Below are 15,667 nucleotides of genomic sequence, written 5' to 3'. Positions count from 1 at the left end.
TGTACGCGCCTCGGCTAACCCTCGGCGGTGTTAGCTTCGCTGGCTGTGAAGCGAATCGCCGCCCTGGTAGTCGTCCTCGTCCTCACCGGTTGCTCGACCGTCGAGTCGAAAGACATCCGGACCAGCGGGATCACCGCCAACCTCGTGGTCACGCTGCCCGAAGGAGCTGACGGCGCGGACGTGAGCGCGTCGTTGCGGGTCGGCACGCTCACCTTCGTCGAGCTCGGTGACGGCGAGCAGCTCACCGCGTCGGGCGGCGGCAAGGACGTCGGACTGCGGCATCGCCGGGCCGCGGGAGTGACCGACTACAGCAACCGCCTCGACGGTGTGGTTGCGCCGGGCACCGAAATCACGGTCGATCTCGAACGGGGTAAGGACAACGACTCGGCACCCCGGTCGACGGTGCGACTGCCCGAGCGGGTCCGCCTCGTCGCACCTGTGGCCGGCACGACCTCCTCGCGCCGCCGCGACCTCGTCGTACGGTTCGAGAGCGAGCCGTCGCAGTTGCCGTCGATCCTCAGCTGGACCGGCCAGTGCATCCAGCCCGGCAGCCTGGAGCTGGAGCCGGGCCGCACCTCGGCCACGATCGCCCGCGGCTCGATCAAGGCCGCGGCGACCACACCGACTCCGGGAGCCGCGGCGCCTGCGTGCCAGATCGACCTCACGCTCACCCGGCGTACCGAAGGCACGCTGGACAAGGCGTTCAAGGACGGCAGCGTCACGGCCGAGAGCCAGTCCGTCCGGCGGATCAACTCCGTTCCGTAGTCACCCGGCGACACGCGGCGGTCACCGGCCGGCCTTTTCTCGGCTACCTTCACGAGGGCACAGGTCTTCCTGCGGCAGCCAGCCTCAGGGATGTCCGCCCACACCTCCGGAAGGAACCCCTCATGCGCCGCCTCCCCCGCGCGCTGCTTCCGTTCGCCCTCGTCGCCGGACTGGCCCTGCCAGTAGCCCCGGCCGCCGCCACCCACGGAGACTTCGACATCCAGGCCCACCGTGGCGGTCTGGGGCTCACCGTGGAGAGCACGATCGCGTCCTTCTCGCACGGCCTCGAGCTCGGCGTCAGCACGCTGGAGCTCGACGTGCAGATAACCCAGGACGGGTACGCCGTGGTCACCCACGACCGCCAGGTCACGGGCAGCAAGTGCCGCGACACCGCGCCGTACACGCCGAACGACCCGGAGTACCCCTACGTCGGGAAGTTCATCAACACGCTGACCCTTAAGCAGGTCAAGCAGCTCGACTGCGGTTCGCTGCCGCAGGCGGGCTTCCCCGGCCAGCAGCCCGACCCGGGCGCCCGGATGCCGGAGCTGCGCGACATCTTCGCGCTCGTGCACCGCTACCACGCGTACGGCGTGAAGCTGAACGTCGAGACCAAGGTGGAAGCCGGTGCGCCGTCGGAGACCGCGCCGCGGGAGCAGTTCGTCCAGGTGGTCGCGCGGGAGATCCGGAAGGCCGGCATCGCCCGCCAGGTGACGATCCAGAGCTTCGACTGGGGCTCACTGATGCGGATGCACCAGGTCGCCCCGGAGCTGCCGCTGGTCGCGCTGGACAACTTCGACTTCCTGCAGGTCGGCAAGCCGGGCAAGTCGCCGTGGCTCGGCGGCATCGACATCGACGACTTCGGCGGCGACCCGATCAAGGCGGTCAAGTCGTTCGGCGCGTCGGCGATCTCCCCGGTGGACGGCTTCCCGCAGGGCGGGAAGATCACCGATCCGGCGTTCCGGCCGTACTTCACCAAGGACCTGGTGAAGTCCGCGCACAAGGCCGGTCTGAAGGTCATCCCGTGGACCGTCGACGACCCGGCGACGATCCAGTGGTTCATCGACCAAGGTGTCGACGGCATCATCAGCGACTACCCGGACCGGGTGCGCGACTTCGTCCGCGCGAACGGGTTCCGGCTGCCGCGTGCGTACGACGCTCCCGCCGTACGGGCGCTGCCGTCGGCCCACGCGCACAACGACTACGACCACCGCCGGCCGCTGCAGGACGCACTCAACCGTGGGTTCAACAGCGTCGAGGCGGATGTGTGGCTGGTGGACGGTGAACTGCGGGTCGCGCATGACCTGGACGACGCCGTACCGGGCCGGACTCTCGACAGCCTGTACCTGAAGCCGCTGGCGGACCGGGTTCGGGAGAACCACGGGCAGGTGTACCAGCACGGTAGGGACTTCCAGTTGCTGATCGACATCAAGAGCGACGGGCCGTCGACGTACGCCGATGTCGACAAGGCACTGCAGGAGTATCGCGGGATCAGCACGGTCTTCATCAACGGGCGGGTGCTCGAGGGCGCGGTGACGTCGGTGATCAGTGGCAACCGGCCGCTCGACGTACTGAAGGCGCAGAAGGTTCGCTACGCCGGGTACGACGGACGCCTCGGCGATCTGCAGTCGGGGATGCCTGCGTCGTTGATGCCGCTGGTGAGTGACAACTGGACGAACGTCTTCACCTGGAACGGCGTCGGCCCGATGCCGGAGGCCGAGAAGACCAAGCTGCACGACATCGTGGTGACTGCGCACCACGCCGGCTACCGGGTGCGCTTCTGGGAGACCCCGGACACGCCAGGTGCCGCCCGCGAAGCACTGTGGGGCGAGCTGTCCGCGGCCGGCGTCGACTACATCAACACCGACGACCTGCACGGACTCGAGGACTTCTTGCGGGGTTAAGGCGTGACTTCCGTGAGGGCCAGGACGTCCTTGCCCTCACGGAAGGCCTTGCGTTGTTTGACCGCGCCGTTCCCGTCCACCAGTGCGCGCTGGATGCCGTCGTGCACCAGGTCCACCGCGTCGAGTTGCTGAAGCGCCGGCTCCACATGCCGTCGCAGTCGCTCGACGACCTGGGCCATGGGCAGTGGCTCGCCCCTTCGCACATCCAGCCCGCCACCGGTGAGTCCGTCGCGCGCTGCCAGCCAGTAGGCGGCCCGTAGTATCTCCGGCTCGAGTTTCGGACCCCGGCCGCCGTCGTCCACCGCAGTCATCACCAGCGCACGGATCAACGTGGCCAGCAGCACGGTCTCGTCGATAGTGAGTGGGACATCGCTGACCCGGACCTCGACCGTCGGCAGATGCGAGGACGGCCTGACGTCCCAATAGACCATCCGTTCGTCGATCAGCGTCCCTGCGGCCAGATGCATCGCCACCAGCGCGTCGTAGTGCTCGACCGACTCCAAGTAGGGCGGTGGGCCGGCACACGGCCAGCGTGTCGTCATCAACCAGCGCCAGCTCGCGAAGCCGGTGTCCTGTTGCAGATAGATCGGTGAGTTCGCGGTCAGTGCGAGAAGTACCGGCAGCCACGGCCGCAGGTGGTTGCTGACTCTGGTGGCTCCCTCCCGGTCTGGTACGTCGACATGCACGTGACAACCACAGACAGCCTGCTCGCGCGTCAGCAGCCCCCATTGCTCGGCCAGCTCCTGGTAGCGCGGCTTCTTCGTGATCGGCTGCGCCGCCTCCCCGTGCGGTAACACCCCGATCGCCAGCAGCCGGGCGCCCTGCTCGGCGGCGGCCTTCGCGAGCTTGGAGCGCATCTCCGCCAAGTGCACACGCAACTCGATCGACGTGTCACAGACCGGAGTGTTGATCTCGACCATCGCTCGCGTCAGTTCGAGCTCGACGTCCTGCAGGTCCGCCACGACCGCACTGCTGCGCTGGAGCGGATCGCCGGTGGCGGACACCAGCAACAGCTCTTCCTCGACTCCGAACGAAGGATGCCTCACCCTCGGCCGGTACCCGAGACCAAACCGGCGGCGGCTAGGCTCTGCGGCGTGAGTCTGCCGATCGTCACCGCGACCCGCTACGTGCTGCCGTTGCGCGAGGGCGGCTCGCTCCCTGGTGTTGTCGAAGGCAACGATCTCGGCACCTACGTGATCAAGTTCCACGGCGCCGGGCAGGGTCCGAAGGCGCTGGTCGCCGAGGTGATCGTCGGCGAGCTGTTCCGCCGCCTCGGTCTGCGCGTCCCGGAGCTGAAACTGATCCAGCTCGACCCCGCGATCGGCAAGTCCGAGCCGGACTTCGAGATCCAGGAACTGCTGATCCGCAGCGCCGGCCTGAACTTGGCCGTCGACTTCCTGCCGGGCTCCTTCGGGTACGACGGCTCGGCCGGCAACCCGGGCGACGACGGGATGGCCCGGATCCTCTGGCTGGACGCGTTCGTCGCCAACGTCGACCGGTCCTGGCGGAACACGAACATGCTGGTCTGGCACAAGAACCTCTGGCTGATCGACCACGGAGCCGCGTTGTACTTCCACCACTCCTGGATGTCCGCGGAGAAGTTCGCCGGCCTCCCGTACGACGCCTCGGACCACGTGTTCTCCATCGCGGCACCCGGCGTACCGGCGGTGGATGCGGAACTGGCGGCCGCGATCACGCCGGCCTTGCTGACCGAGGTGATCGCACTCGTGCCGGACGAGTGGATCGATGACGGTGACCGCGAGAGATATCTCGGCCATCTGACCGCACGCCTGGACGATCGGTCCGCTTGGCTGCCGGGAGGTGTCCGATGAGCACTGACCTGGTCCCCTTCGACTACGTGATCCTGCGGGCGGCGCCGCGGATCCAGCGCGGTGAGTTCGTCAACGTGGGTGCAGTGCTCTACTGCCGCGCAATGGACTTCCTGGGCGCGGCCTGGGATGTGGAGCCGTCGCGACTGAAGGCTCTCGACCCTGCGGTCGACGTGGACGTGGTGTGCGCGTCATTGGAGCAGATCCGCGCGATCTGCGCCGGTGACCCAGACGGCGGGCCGGCCGCGGCCACCCGGATCGGTGAGCGCTTCCGCTGGCTCGCCGCGCCCCGCAGTACCGTCGTACACCCCGGACCGATCCACAGCGGGCTCACCAACGACCCCGCCGCGGACCTGGACCGGTTGCTCGACGCGTTCGTGCGTTAAGCCAGCGCTGCGGACACGACGTCGCGGGCCTGCTCGAAGACCTGCTCCAGGTGGTCGGCGCCCTTGAAGGACTCGCCGTAGATCTTGTAGAGGTCCTCGGTGCCGGACGGGCGCGCCGCGAACCAGGCCGACTCGGTGGTGACCTTCAGCCCGCCGATCGGCGCCCCGTTGCCCGGTGCACTCGTCAGCCGGTCCACGATCGGCTCACCGGCCAGCTCGGTCGCCGTGACCGCGTCCGCGGACAGGGCCGCCAGTTTGGCCTTCTCCTCACGCGTGGCGGGCGCGTCCACCCGCGAGTACGCCGATGCACCGAACCGCTCGACCAGTTTGGCGTGGGCCTGTGACGGCGTCTCACCGGTCACCGCGGTGATCTCACTCGCCAGCAACGCCAGCAGGATCCCGTCCTTGTCCGTGGTCCACACCGTGCCGTCGAAGCGCAGGAAGCTCGCTCCGGCCGACTCCTCACCGCCGAAGCCGACCGAGCCGTCGATCAACCCGGGTACGAACCACTTGAAACCGACCGGGACCTCCCACAGCCGTCGGCCCAGGTCCGCGACCACACGGTCGATCAGCGACGACGAGACCAGCGTCTTGCCGACCGCCACGTCCGGACCCCACTGACGGTTGGCGAACAGGTAGGAGATGGCGACGGCCAGGTAGTGGTTCGGGTTCATCAGGCCGGCGTCCGGGGTGACGATGCCGTGCCGGTCCGCGTCCGCATCGTTCCCGGTGGCCAGGTCGTACTTGTCCCGCTGGGCGACCAGCGAGGCCATCGCGTACGGAGAGGAGCAGTCCATCCGGATCTTGCCGTCGTGGTCCAGCGTCATGAACGACCAGGTCGGGTCGATTCTCGGGTTCACGACCGTCAGGTCGAGCCGGTGCCGCTCGGCGATCGCGGCCCAGTAGTCCACGCTCGCCCCACCGAGCGGGTCCGCGCCGATGTGCACGCCGGCGGTGCGGATCGCGTCCAGGTTGAGCACGGAGGGCAGGTCGTCGACGTAGTGGCCGACGAAGTCGTACTCCCCCGCGTGCTGACGGGCCTGCTCGAACGGCTTGCGCCGTACCTCCCGGTTGCCGCCGGCGATCAGCTCGTTGGCCCGGGCCGCGATCCAGCCCGTCGCGTCCGAGTCCGCAGGGCCGCCATGCGGCGGGTTGTACTTGATGCCGCCGTCGCGGGGCGGGTTGTGCGAGGGAGTGATGACGATGCCGTCCGCACCGGCGCCGGCACCGCGGTTGAGCCGCAGGATCGCATGGGACACGGCAGGAGTCGGCGTGAGCCGGTCCGCGCTGTCGACCAGGGTCTGCACGTCGTTGCCCGCGAGTACTTCGAGCACCGTGCGCCAGGCCGGCTCGGAGAGGCCGTGGCTGTCCCGGCCGACCAGGAGCGGACCACTGGTCCCTTCGCCGGCCCGGTACTCGCAGATGGCCTGGGTGATGGCCAGGATGTGTGCCTCGTTGAAGGCACCGTCCAGGCTCGAGCCGCGGTGTCCCGACGTACCGAAGACGACCTTCTGGGCTGGGTTCTGCACGTCCGGGGTGATGTCGTCGTACGCCTTGAGCAGCGCGGAGATGTCGACGAGGTCCTCGGGCTGAGCGGGCTGGCCTGCGCGTGGGTCCATGACCTCATGCAACAAGCCCCGGCGTCAGATCACAACTCCCCGGGAGCTGTGTCTCAGCTCGCGTACGGCGTGAGGAGTTGATCGACCGGGGCGTAGTCGTCGGTGAGCACCGGTGCGTCGCCGACGAAGTCCGTCAGCTGGTCCCGCACCTCCATGCCCGGTCCGACGCCGGCCTCGATCGCGCTGAGGTCGATCGGCCGGTCCGTGGCCACCAGCACGAAGTTGCCGCCGGTCCGCCCGGCGAACTCGTCCGTCGTGGCGATCACGGCCACGTGCGCGAACTCCGCCTGCAGCGTTTCGACCTCGGCCTTGGCGAACAGGGCCTTCCCGTGGTCGATCACGTTGACCAGGTAGACGCCGTCCGGCCGCAGCACCCGCTTGACGTCCGCGACCAGCTCGCGCGTGGTCAGATGCCAAGGGACGGACAGTCCGCTGAAGGCGTCCATGATGACGAGGTCCTTGCTGTCCGTCGCCTCGTCCCGGACTCCGAGCCGACCGTCCCGGACAGTGACCGACAGATCCGGTCCGGTCCGCACTCCGAGCTCCTTCTTGTCCAACTCGACCACGGCCCCGTCGATCTCGTACACCTGGTTCTTGCTGTCCGGACGTGTCGCGGACAGGTACCGCGGCATGGTCAGCCCGCCACCGCCCACATGCAGCGCGTCCAGCGGTTGTCCGGCCGGCCAACTGCCGTTGATCGCGGCGGCGAAGTTCTTGATGTAGTCGAACTCCAGATAGGTCGGGTCGTTCAGGTCGACGTACGAGTGCCTGAGCTGGTCCAGGTACAGCGTCCGTCCGCCCTCACGATTGGGGTCCGCGACAACCCGGGCGCAGTGGTATGCCGTCTCGACCTCACAGGGTCGTGGAGCGACCAGAGTCAGCGTGGCACCGACCAAAGCGAGCGCCACCGGCTTCACAGCCGCTCGAGCACCTCGCAGTACGACGGTCAACGCGGCCCCGGCGACGACCAGCAGCCCACCGAGGGTGAGCACGATCGTGCTGATCGGGGTCTTCGCCACGAACACGAACCCGGTCAGCACCGTGCCCACGATCCCGCCGACCGTCGCATAGGCGGACAACCGGCCGACCACGGTGCCGGTCTGGGCCAGACTCGCCAACCGTAGCTTCGTCACCATCGGCGTCACGGCCGCGAGCAATGCGGCCGGTGCGAACAGAGTCACCGCGAGCACCAGGAACACGTAGTTGCTGGCGTCATCCCGAAGGGCCTCACCGGTCCAGCGGACGACGGGGAGGATCACCATCACCAGCGCGCCGGCGAAGAGGATCAGCGGACCCAGAGTCCGGCTCGGCGGCACCATGTCCGCGAACCGTCCGCCGAGGGCGGCTCCGGTCGCGATGGCGGCCAGCGCGACTCCGATGACCGCTGTGTTCGTCTCCAGCGTCAGCCCGATGTACGGCGCCACCAGCCGCAGCGAGACGAGCTCCAGCACCATCACGGCGGCCGAACTGCCGAACGCCAGCGTGATCGCCAACCTCTGCCCGACCGGTCCAGCTTCACCCTTGCCCACCGCGTCACCCTACCGGTCCAATGAAAGCGTGATGGATGCGAAAACCAGCGCGGAGCTGTACCACGCAAGCCGGGAACGAGTGAGCGCAGCGGTCCGCGGCCTCAGCCCGGCCGATCTCGACCGGCAAGTGCCCGCCTGCCCGCAGTGGAGCGTGCACAACCTCGTGTCGCATCTGACCGGAGTCGCGGCGGACTTCGTCGCGGGAAACGTCGCCGGCGCCCCACGACCGCCGTGGACCGCGGTTCAGGTGGAGACCCGGCGCAACCTGCCGATCGACGTCGTCCTGGACGAATGGGCCACCACCGGACCGGAGCTCGAGCAGCTGATCGTGAGCGGCACGACGTCGCATCCGCTCGTCTGCGACCCGTGGGTGGACACCGGGGCACATGAGGCCGATCTGCACGGCGCGATCGGCAGTGGCCGGCCGCCCGCTGACGTCTGGCTCGCCGTCCTCGACTGGATGCTCGACGAGCCGGGCCCGTTGACGGTCATCACTCCGGACGGCACGTACTCGGCCGGCTCCGAGGGGCCGGCGGCGGTCGCACGGACCTCGTCGTACGAGCTCTTCCGGGCGATCTTCGGACGCCGCAGCGTGCAGCAGGTCCAGGAATGGGAGTGGGACACGCCTGAGCACGCCGCCACCTGGACTCTGCACCTCGCCCGGCTACCTCAGACCTCGGTGCCGCTGAACGACTGACTTGACCCTCACGCGACCTGAGGCTGAAGCATCGTGGGCATGACCGAATTCAGCTTCGCGTCGGTCGTCAGCCGGCTCGGCGAGCGCTGCGAGCAGCTCGTGCCGGGGTGCACCGACGGATTCCGGAAGCCTGCCCGTCGGACGGGCGGCGGAACTGGTTGGCGTCAGCGTGCGGACACTCCATCACTGGGACACGATCGGCCTGGTTCACCCGAGCGATCGCACGGCCGGCGGCTACCGCGTCTACTCCGCCGATGACGTCGCGCGCATCCACCGAGTGCTCGTCTATCGGGAGCTCGGGCTGTCGCTCGCGGACATCAGCCGGATCCTCGACGACCCGTCCACCGACGCCCGCGAACACCTGCGCCGGCAGCGATCGCAGCTGACCGACCGGATCGCGCACCTGCAGTCCATGGTCCAGGCGGTCGACCGGATGCTCGCGGTCGCGAAGACAGGGATCCAGTTGTCCCCGCAGGAGCAGGTCGAGATCTTCGGCACTGATTGGAAGCCCGAGTGGGCCGAGGAGGCCGAGGAACGCTGGGGTGACACCAAGCAATGGCAGCAGTACGCCGAGCGCACCGCGGGACTCACTCCGGACGACTGGCGGCAGGTGGCCGCCGCGACCACTGCCCTCAACGACGCCCTCGCGGCGGCTCACCGGGCGGGCGTCGTACCGGGATCCGACGAGGCGAACGCGCTGGCCGAGCGGCATCGCGAGTCCTTCGCGCAGTACTTCGACTGCACGCACTCGATGCACGCCTGCCTGGCCCGGTTGTTCTCCACCGACCCGGGCTACACGGCGTACTACGAGTCGATGGCGACCGGGCTCACCACCTGGCTCCGCGATGTCGTGTACGCGAACGCCGCCGCGCACGGAGTCGATCCCGCGACGGCGACGTGGGGTTAGAGCTCGTCCAGGCGGGCGATCAGGGTCTTGGGGGCGATCTGCCGGTACGCGCCCTCGACCAGGTCCTCGAAGTGGTCCCAGTCGACCTCGACGTCCAGGTAGACGCCGAGCCAGCCGCGATGACCGACGTACGGCGGCCGGAAGAAGTGCTCGGGATCATCCGCGACCAGTGACTCCTGGACGCCGGGCGGCGCCGCCATCCAGACCGCGACCCGGTCGTCATGGTGCTGATCGGCGTACATCACGAACACCTTCCTGTCGCGCACGAACCAGGTCGGCTCGCCGTGACTCGGCCGCTCGGTCGCCTCGGGCATCCCCAGGCACAGGCCGCGCACGCGTTCCAGAACGTCCATCGCCCTAGTGTCGCGGACCCGGGACGACAACGCCCGCTTCGTAGGCGTAGACCACGGCCTGGGCTCGATCGCGCAGATCGAGCTTGGTCAGGATGCTGCTGACATGCGTCTTCACCGTCTGCTCCGCCAGCACGAGCTCAGCCGCGATCTGCCGGTTGGACAGTCCCCGCGCGACCAGCCGCAGTACGTCGGTCTCGCGCGGTGTGAGGTGGACCGGCGTGATCGGTACGACGGGTTGGGCCCGGGCGAAATCCTCGACCAGCCGGCGCGTGACCGAGGGTGCCAGCAGCGCATCCCCGGCGGCGACGATCCGGACCGCCGCCGCCAGCTCGTCGGGGGTCGAGTGCTTCAGCAGGAAGCCGCTCGCGCCGGCCCGGAGTGCGGCGTACACGTAGTCGTCGAGGTCGAAGGTCGTGAGCATGACGACGCGCGGCGAGTCCCCGGAGGCTGCGGTCGCGAGGATCCGGCGGGTCGCGGCGAGGCCGTCCATGACCGGCATCCGCACGTCCATCAGGATCACGTCCGGGTGCAGCTCGGCCGCCAGTTCGACCGCTTCGGCGCCGTCGCCGGCCTGTCCGACGACCTCGAGATCGGCCTGCGCATTCAGCAACGCGCTGAACCCGGCCCGCACCATCTCCTGGTCGTCAACCACCAGCACCGTGATCGCCACTCGCCACCTCCGCCCCGACCGGTATCGACACCGCCACCAGATAACCGCCTTCGGGGGTCGGACCGGCGTTCACCGTCCCCTCCACGAGCGCAACCCGCTCGCGCATCCCCACCAACCCGTGCCCGCTCCCCTGACCGGCCGGCACCACGTCGCGTGCCTCCCCATTGGTTACCTGCACCTCGAGGGCATCGCCGACCCGCTGAACCTCCACTCGCACAACGGATCCCGGCGCGTGCCGGACAGCGTTGCTCAACGCCTCCTGCACGACCCGGTACGCCGTCAGCTCGACCGCGGGATCGAGTCCGGTCGGCATCTCAGCCTCCAACCGCACATCCGCTCCGGCCCGACGCGTACTCGCGACCAGCTCCGCGACCTGATCCAGCCCCGGCTGCGGTCCCAACTCCCCCAGCGGCGGCTGCTCCACCGGCTCCCGCAACAGCCGCAACACCTGCCGCATCTCCGTCAGCGACGCCCGCGCCGCATCGGCGATCTCGGCGAACTCCGCGCGTACGTCGTCCCGCACGTCAGGCAACCGATGCGGTGCACTGTCCGCACGGACCACCACGACCGACAGGTGATGCGCGACGACGTCGTGCAACTCGCGGGCGATCCTGGCCCGCTCCTGCAGCCGCGACCGCTCGGCTCGCTCGGTCCGGCTGATCGTCTCCTGCTCGGCCAGCTGCCGGTTCGTCTCCGACCGCGAGTGGATCAGACCGCCGACCACCACTGCGATCGCGGACATCACCGCCATCGTGACCAGGCCGGCCCAGCCACCTCGGTCGGGTGCGAGGACCGTCGCCACCATACCCACGACCTGGGTGGCGGCCCACCAGCCCACCAGCTCACGGCGTCCGAGTCCGCGCACACCGACGATCACCAGGACGAACGACTGCCCGAACGCCGCGGTGGTCCCCCACGGCCACGGCTCGTCCGTGCTGATCGGTGTCGTCACCGCCGCCGTGATCGCCGTGGTCGCAAGCGATACGACCAGCGCCGCCCGTGGTTGCAGCCAGGCCAGGCCCAGGCTGAGCGCTCGCGCCATCGCCAACGCCAGGACAGCGCCGAGCGACACGTAGTAGTGCTGACTCAGATCCATGACGGTCAGCACCAGCAACGCCGCGACGGCGAGCCCGGCGACCCACGCCCACCGCCCACGCGGCCACCCGTTCGGCATCCCCAGCTCACCTGTCACGGTTGGACCCTAGTTCACAGCTGCTGCAGCCAGGACCAGAAGAACAGGAGTCCTCCGGCCGTCAGCGCGATAGTTGCCGGGAGCACCCACCGCCGGGTCGTCGTCCCGTCGAGCCCCTGAACCAGCGCCGCCTGCAGCCACGCGATCCCGCGCAACGCGAGCAGGAAGACTACGATCGCCGGCAGCGATACCGCCGCGTGCACCGCCCAGGCGCCCGCCTTCGTCGGCCCGCCCCACGTCCCCGGCCCGAACGGCCCGTCCTCCACGAACCCGTAGAACGGTCCGCGCACCACGGCCGTCACCGCGAGCATCAGCAGGAACCAGCTCATCAGCCCCAGCACCGAACTGAGCAGCCCGTACCCGAACACCCGCCCCACTCCGACCGGCGACTCTCCGGCCGCCGGCTCCTCCTGGTCCAGCAGCCGCCCCAACCTCCGCCAACGCCGAACTGCTGACCGCGCCTCGCCCAGCACCGCGTCGGCCATCGTCCGTACGCCGACCGGCACCAGCAGAGCGTCGTACGCGATCGACCGTGCCACACGCCTCAGCCCGTGCCGGCGCGCATCCGGCCGACCGGATAGCGGTCGGTCCGGTGTGGTGTGCAGCGTGTCCGTCATGATCTCTCCTCGGGTCTCAAGTCCTGAGATCGAGGCTAGGAATCAGCGGCGCCCGGCACATCCGGCCAGGGAGCCAGGTCGCGGGCAGTACCGCGGTAGGGGGTCGATTGTGATCCAGGTCACAGTGACCACGATCCGTGTTCTGACGTTACACGGTCAGTGCCGGATGGCGTGCACGGCTCGCAGTGCACAACGGGGGTGCCCGACGGCGCGAGCGGCGATGCCGCGTCCAACAGGAGGTTCGGACACCATGCGCAGTCGAAACCTGGCGGTGATCGCCACGCTGATCCCGGTTTTGCTGCTCGCCGGCTGCGGCACCGACACCGCGTCCGGCGTCGCCGCCTCGGCGCCCGGTGCCAAGAAGGCGTCCAAGCACTCCCTCACCGACGAGGTGGCCGGGCAGACGGACCCGGCCGGCGCCGACGACCCGGTCGTCCGCGCGTACTACGACTACCGGGTCGCGCTGGACCAGATGATGCGCAGCGGCGGCAGCAAGACCAAGCAGCTCGCGCCGGTGATGACGCCGAGGGTGTTCCAGGCGATCAGCGTCCAGGCGAAGTACTACCGCACCAGGAAGCTCCACAACACCGGCATCACCACAGTCGTGTGGGCCAAACGCACCCTGGCGTCGAACGGCGTCATCGTCAGCGCCTGCTACGACACCACCGCAGCCCGCACCGTCAACGCGAAGGGCCATGCCGTCCTGCCCGCCTCCACGCCGACGCGCTGGCTGGACCAGATGCGCGTCCAGCCACTGCAGGGCCGGTGGGTCGTCGACGGCGGCACCACCACCCCCAACGCCTGCTGACTCCCGCTGGCCGCACATCGTCTCCGGATCGCCGCCACCCGGCACACCTCGCGACCGGAGCCCCGCAGCGCGGAGAGTTCAGCTCTCCGCGCTGCTGCGTCCGTCAGCGGTGGCGGACCATCTGCTGCAGCAGTCCCTCGACCGCGCCACGCAACTCGGCGTCGTGCTCAGGACCCGACCACACGACCACGCAGCCCTTGTCACCGAGCCTGCTCGCGATCAGTTCGCGGGCCGGCGTCGGATCGCCTTGATTGAGTACGACGACCAGCCGCCTGCCGTCCCGCTGCAAGCGATCCAGCAGCGGCGGCAACGTCGACCCCCGGAACACTCCGGGATCGCTCTTCACCTTGGTCTCGACCATCACCCCGCGCCCGCGCACGACCAGCAGGAAATCGGCGCGGTCCCGGGTGAACTCACGATCGTGGTAGATCCGTGCCTTCGGCCACAGCCGCTGCAGCGCCGCATCCACGTCGGCGTCGTACCGGTCCGCCAGCCGGCTGACCCGCGAACTCGTCCCACGCGGCCGGAACAGCTCCGGCGTACGCCGGACGCCGCGGCGGCGCCCGAACAACGGACGCAACCAACGCCTCAGTCTCGTGTCGATCATCGGCGGACCCCTCGACCTAGCCGGCACTCACCCCGAGTCTGCCCAGGTCACTCCCCCCGGAATCCCCACCACACCTGATCGTGATCGCACTGCCACAACCCGACGCACCGCTGACGGTTGGGCTTGCCGGTGGACGAGAAGATCCCGCGGCCGCCGGCGGGCGGCCGCGGGATCTGTCGACAGCTCAGCTGTTCTTGATCGCGGAGACCTCGATCTCCAGGGTGACCTTCTCGCTGACCAGGACGCCGCCGCCCTCGAGCGCCGCGTTCCAGCTGACGCCGAAGTCCTTGCGGTTGATCACCACGGAGCCCTCGAGGCCGACGCGCTGGTTGCCGAACGGGTCGGTCGCCGCGCCGGTGTACTCGAACGCGATCTCGACCGGCTTCGTGACACCACGGATGGACAGGTCCCCGGACACCACGAAGTCCGCGTCACCGGTCTGCTTGATGCCGGTGGACGCGAACGTGATCTCCGGCTGGTTGTCCATGTCCAGGAAGTCGTTGCTGCGCAGGTGGTCGTCGCGCTGACTGTTCCGCGTGTTGATGCTCTTGGCCTGGATCGTCACCTTCCCGGACGACTTCTCCGGGGTCTCCCCGTCGATGTGGATCGAGCCCTCGAACTCGTCGAACGACCCCCGCACCTTGGTCACCATCGCGTGCCGGGCGACGAAGCCGACCCGGCTGTGCGCCGTGTCGATCGTGTAGTCACCGGACAGGGCGGCGTACTCGTTGGACATACCGGAATCCTCCAGGGAGAGTAGTTGAAGTTTTCACAGTCCAGCTTTCACCTATCGCGGTCAGATGTCTACCCCTGGTACGGCGTATCCGGCCCGTGGACCCGGACCGCGGGCCGGCCCGGGCCTCGACCGTTGCCTGCAGCAACGGGTTATTCGGTTGCGGGGGCCGGACGGCACCGGGTGTCATAGGTGGTCGAAAGATCGGAGGGACCGTCGTGGAACCGCTCAGCGCGGACGAGATCAGGCGCTCGTTCGTCAACTCGTCCAAGAGCCAGATCAAGGCGATGACGCTGCCGCCCGGGTTCACCGAACTCCCCTGGGAGTCGCTGGACTACCTCGGCTGGCGCGACCCGAAGGCGCCCAACCGCGGCTATCTGGTGGTCCGGCGCGAGGCCGGCGTGACGGGGATCGCGGTGAACACCCAGGCCTCGGGTGCGCCGCGGCGCGGCGCCGGGCTGTGCGACCTGTGCAACACCGCACACCACCTCACCGACGTCGCCCTGTTCGCCGCCCGCCGGGCCGGCACGGCCGGCCGCGCGGGCAACACGGTCGGCACGTACATCTGCGCGGACCTGGCCTGTTCGCTCTACGTCCGCGGCCTGCGCGAACTCGACGTACCACAAGGTGAAACGGCCGCCCCCGACGTCCGCGCCGAGCGGCTCGCGACACGGCTTGAAGCTTTCGTAAATCGCGTGCTCACCTGACGCGCGGGACGGGCGCCGGGACACTACTCTGGTGTCGAGCAAAACCGGCCCGCGGGGGCGAAAGAGAGAGCGAGTCGCGATGACCGAGTTCAGAATCACGCACGAGATCCACAAGGTTCACCCGGACATCCGCGAGATGCTCACCGCCACCACGATCGAGGCGATCAACGAGACCAGTGCCCGGTCGGCCGAGGACGCCGCTCGCGTGCTGCGCCACAAACTCGCCGAGATCGGCGTCCACATGAGCGAAGCGGCCTGCCTGGCCGCCATCGAACGCATCCGCTCCGGCAAACAACTCCGCTTCGAGATCGAACGCGAGACCGACGACGCGGAGTGACGCCGCCGGT

General features: G+C 69.0%; 18 protein-coding genes. 9 read left to right on the top strand and 9 right to left on the bottom strand.

Going from position 1 to position 15,667, the window contains the following annotated elements:
* Positions 1-45 precede the first annotated feature (45 nt).
* Together OG876_RS28315 and OG876_RS28310 are read left to right on the top strand one after the other, a co-directional pair.
* Positions 46-765, top strand: coding sequence for a hypothetical protein (locus OG876_RS28315; RefSeq protein ID WP_328519679.1), 720 nt, complete (start codon positions 46-48; stop codon positions 763-765).
* Between the two features lie 122 nt (positions 766-887).
* Positions 888-2,666, top strand: coding sequence for a glycerophosphodiester phosphodiesterase family protein (locus tag OG876_RS28310; RefSeq protein WP_328519678.1), 1,779 nt, complete (start codon positions 888-890; stop codon positions 2,664-2,666).
* Here OG876_RS28310 and OG876_RS28305 read toward each other — a convergent pair.
* Positions 2,663-3,712, bottom strand: coding sequence for a carboxylate-amine ligase (locus tag OG876_RS28305; protein ID WP_328519677.1), 1,050 nt, complete (start codon positions 3,710-3,712; stop codon positions 2,663-2,665). The two genes, OG876_RS28310 and OG876_RS28305, sit on opposite strands and share 4 nt — an antisense overlap.
* Positions 3,713-3,760: 48 nt before the next feature.
* Between OG876_RS28305 and OG876_RS28300 the strand changes: the two genes are divergently transcribed.
* Together OG876_RS28300 and OG876_RS28295 are read left to right on the top strand one after the other, a co-directional pair.
* A complete protein-coding gene (locus OG876_RS28300; RefSeq protein ID WP_328519676.1) occupies positions 3,761-4,498 on the top strand; it encodes a HipA family kinase in 738 nt (245 codons plus the stop codon).
* Positions 4,495-4,881 carry a DUF3037 domain-containing protein gene (locus tag OG876_RS28295; RefSeq protein ID WP_328519675.1) on the top strand — a complete coding sequence of 129 codons (387 nt, stop codon included), beginning with the start codon at positions 4,495-4,497 and terminating at the stop codon, positions 4,879-4,881. The genes OG876_RS28300 and OG876_RS28295 overlap by 4 nt, the downstream gene beginning before the upstream one ends.
* Here OG876_RS28295 and pgm read toward each other — a convergent pair.
* Together pgm and OG876_RS28285 are read right to left on the bottom strand one after the other, a co-directional pair.
* Complete coding sequence (gene pgm / locus OG876_RS28290) at positions 4,878-6,500, bottom strand: phosphoglucomutase (alpha-D-glucose-1,6-bisphosphate-dependent) (protein WP_328519674.1); 1,623 nt, start codon at positions 6,498-6,500, stop codon at positions 4,878-4,880. The genes OG876_RS28295 and pgm overlap by 4 nt on opposite strands.
* Positions 6,501-6,553: 53 nt before the next feature.
* Positions 6,554-8,029 carry a fused MFS/spermidine synthase gene (locus OG876_RS28285; protein WP_328519673.1) on the bottom strand — a complete coding sequence of 492 codons (1,476 nt, stop codon included), beginning with the start codon at positions 8,027-8,029 and terminating at the stop codon, positions 6,554-6,556.
* A 31-nt stretch (positions 8,030-8,060) separates the two neighbouring features.
* Here OG876_RS28285 and OG876_RS28280 point away from each other — a divergent pair, with 31 nt between their 5' ends.
* Positions 8,061-8,726, top strand: coding sequence for a maleylpyruvate isomerase N-terminal domain-containing protein (locus OG876_RS28280; RefSeq protein WP_328526973.1), 666 nt, complete (start codon positions 8,061-8,063; stop codon positions 8,724-8,726).
* A gap of 130 nt (positions 8,727-8,856) precedes the next feature.
* Positions 8,857-9,633: a MerR family transcriptional regulator gene (locus OG876_RS28275; protein WP_442914191.1), complete on the top strand. Its 777-nt coding sequence runs from the start codon at positions 8,857-8,859 to the stop codon at positions 9,631-9,633.
* Here OG876_RS28275 and OG876_RS28270 read toward each other — a convergent pair.
* The 4 genes from OG876_RS28270 to OG876_RS28255 are packed head-to-tail and all read right to left on the bottom strand — an operon-like array spanning position 9,630 to position 12,465.
* Complete coding sequence (locus OG876_RS28270; protein WP_328519671.1) at positions 9,630-9,986, bottom strand: MmcQ/YjbR family DNA-binding protein; 357 nt, start codon at positions 9,984-9,986, stop codon at positions 9,630-9,632. The two genes, OG876_RS28275 and OG876_RS28270, sit on opposite strands and share 4 nt — an antisense overlap.
* Positions 9,987-9,990: 4 nt before the next feature.
* Positions 9,991-10,656, bottom strand: coding sequence for a response regulator transcription factor (locus tag OG876_RS28265; protein WP_328519670.1), 666 nt, complete (start codon positions 10,654-10,656; stop codon positions 9,991-9,993).
* Positions 10,631-11,848, bottom strand: a complete 1,218-nt coding sequence (locus tag OG876_RS28260; protein ID WP_328519669.1) for a sensor histidine kinase — start codon at positions 11,846-11,848, stop codon at positions 10,631-10,633. The genes OG876_RS28265 and OG876_RS28260 overlap by 26 nt, the downstream gene beginning before the upstream one ends.
* Positions 11,849-11,862: 14 nt before the next feature.
* Positions 11,863-12,465, bottom strand: a complete 603-nt coding sequence (locus OG876_RS28255; RefSeq protein ID WP_328519668.1) for a hypothetical protein — start codon at positions 12,463-12,465, stop codon at positions 11,863-11,865.
* Positions 12,466-12,715: 250 nt separating this feature from the next.
* On the opposite strand from OG876_RS28255, the gene OG876_RS28250 reads away from it, so the two are divergent.
* Entirely contained in the window at positions 12,716-13,273 is a 558-nt protein-coding gene (locus OG876_RS28250; protein ID WP_328519667.1) for a hypothetical protein, read from the top strand.
* Between the two features lie 103 nt (positions 13,274-13,376).
* On the opposite strand, the gene OG876_RS28245 is transcribed toward OG876_RS28250, so the two are convergent.
* Together OG876_RS28245 and OG876_RS28240 are read right to left on the bottom strand one after the other, a co-directional pair.
* Positions 13,377-13,880: a hypothetical protein gene (locus OG876_RS28245; protein WP_328519666.1), complete on the bottom strand. Its 504-nt coding sequence runs from the start codon at positions 13,878-13,880 to the stop codon at positions 13,377-13,379.
* A 184-nt stretch (positions 13,881-14,064) separates the two neighbouring features.
* Positions 14,065-14,616 carry a YceI family protein gene (locus OG876_RS28240; RefSeq protein WP_328519665.1) on the bottom strand — a complete coding sequence of 184 codons (552 nt, stop codon included), beginning with the start codon at positions 14,614-14,616 and terminating at the stop codon, positions 14,065-14,067.
* Positions 14,617-14,831: 215 nt separating this feature from the next.
* On the opposite strand from OG876_RS28240, the gene OG876_RS28235 reads away from it, so the two are divergent.
* Together OG876_RS28235 and OG876_RS28230 are read left to right on the top strand one after the other, a co-directional pair.
* Entirely contained in the window at positions 14,832-15,320 is a 489-nt protein-coding gene (locus tag OG876_RS28235) for an FBP domain-containing protein (RefSeq protein WP_328519664.1), read from the top strand.
* 79 nt (positions 15,321-15,399) lie between these two features.
* Positions 15,400-15,657: a hypothetical protein gene (locus tag OG876_RS28230; protein ID WP_328519663.1), complete on the top strand. Its 258-nt coding sequence runs from the start codon at positions 15,400-15,402 to the stop codon at positions 15,655-15,657.
* The last annotated feature ends 10 nt before the right edge of the window (positions 15,658-15,667 follow it).

It is taken from the genome of Kribbella sp. NBC_00359, from assembly GCF_036097425.1.
In the GTDB taxonomy this organism is placed as follows: domain Bacteria; phylum Actinomycetota; class Actinomycetes; order Propionibacteriales; family Kribbellaceae; genus Kribbella.
Note: the sequence above shows the minus strand (reverse complement) of the source record. Positions and strands in the feature narration are given on the sequence as shown.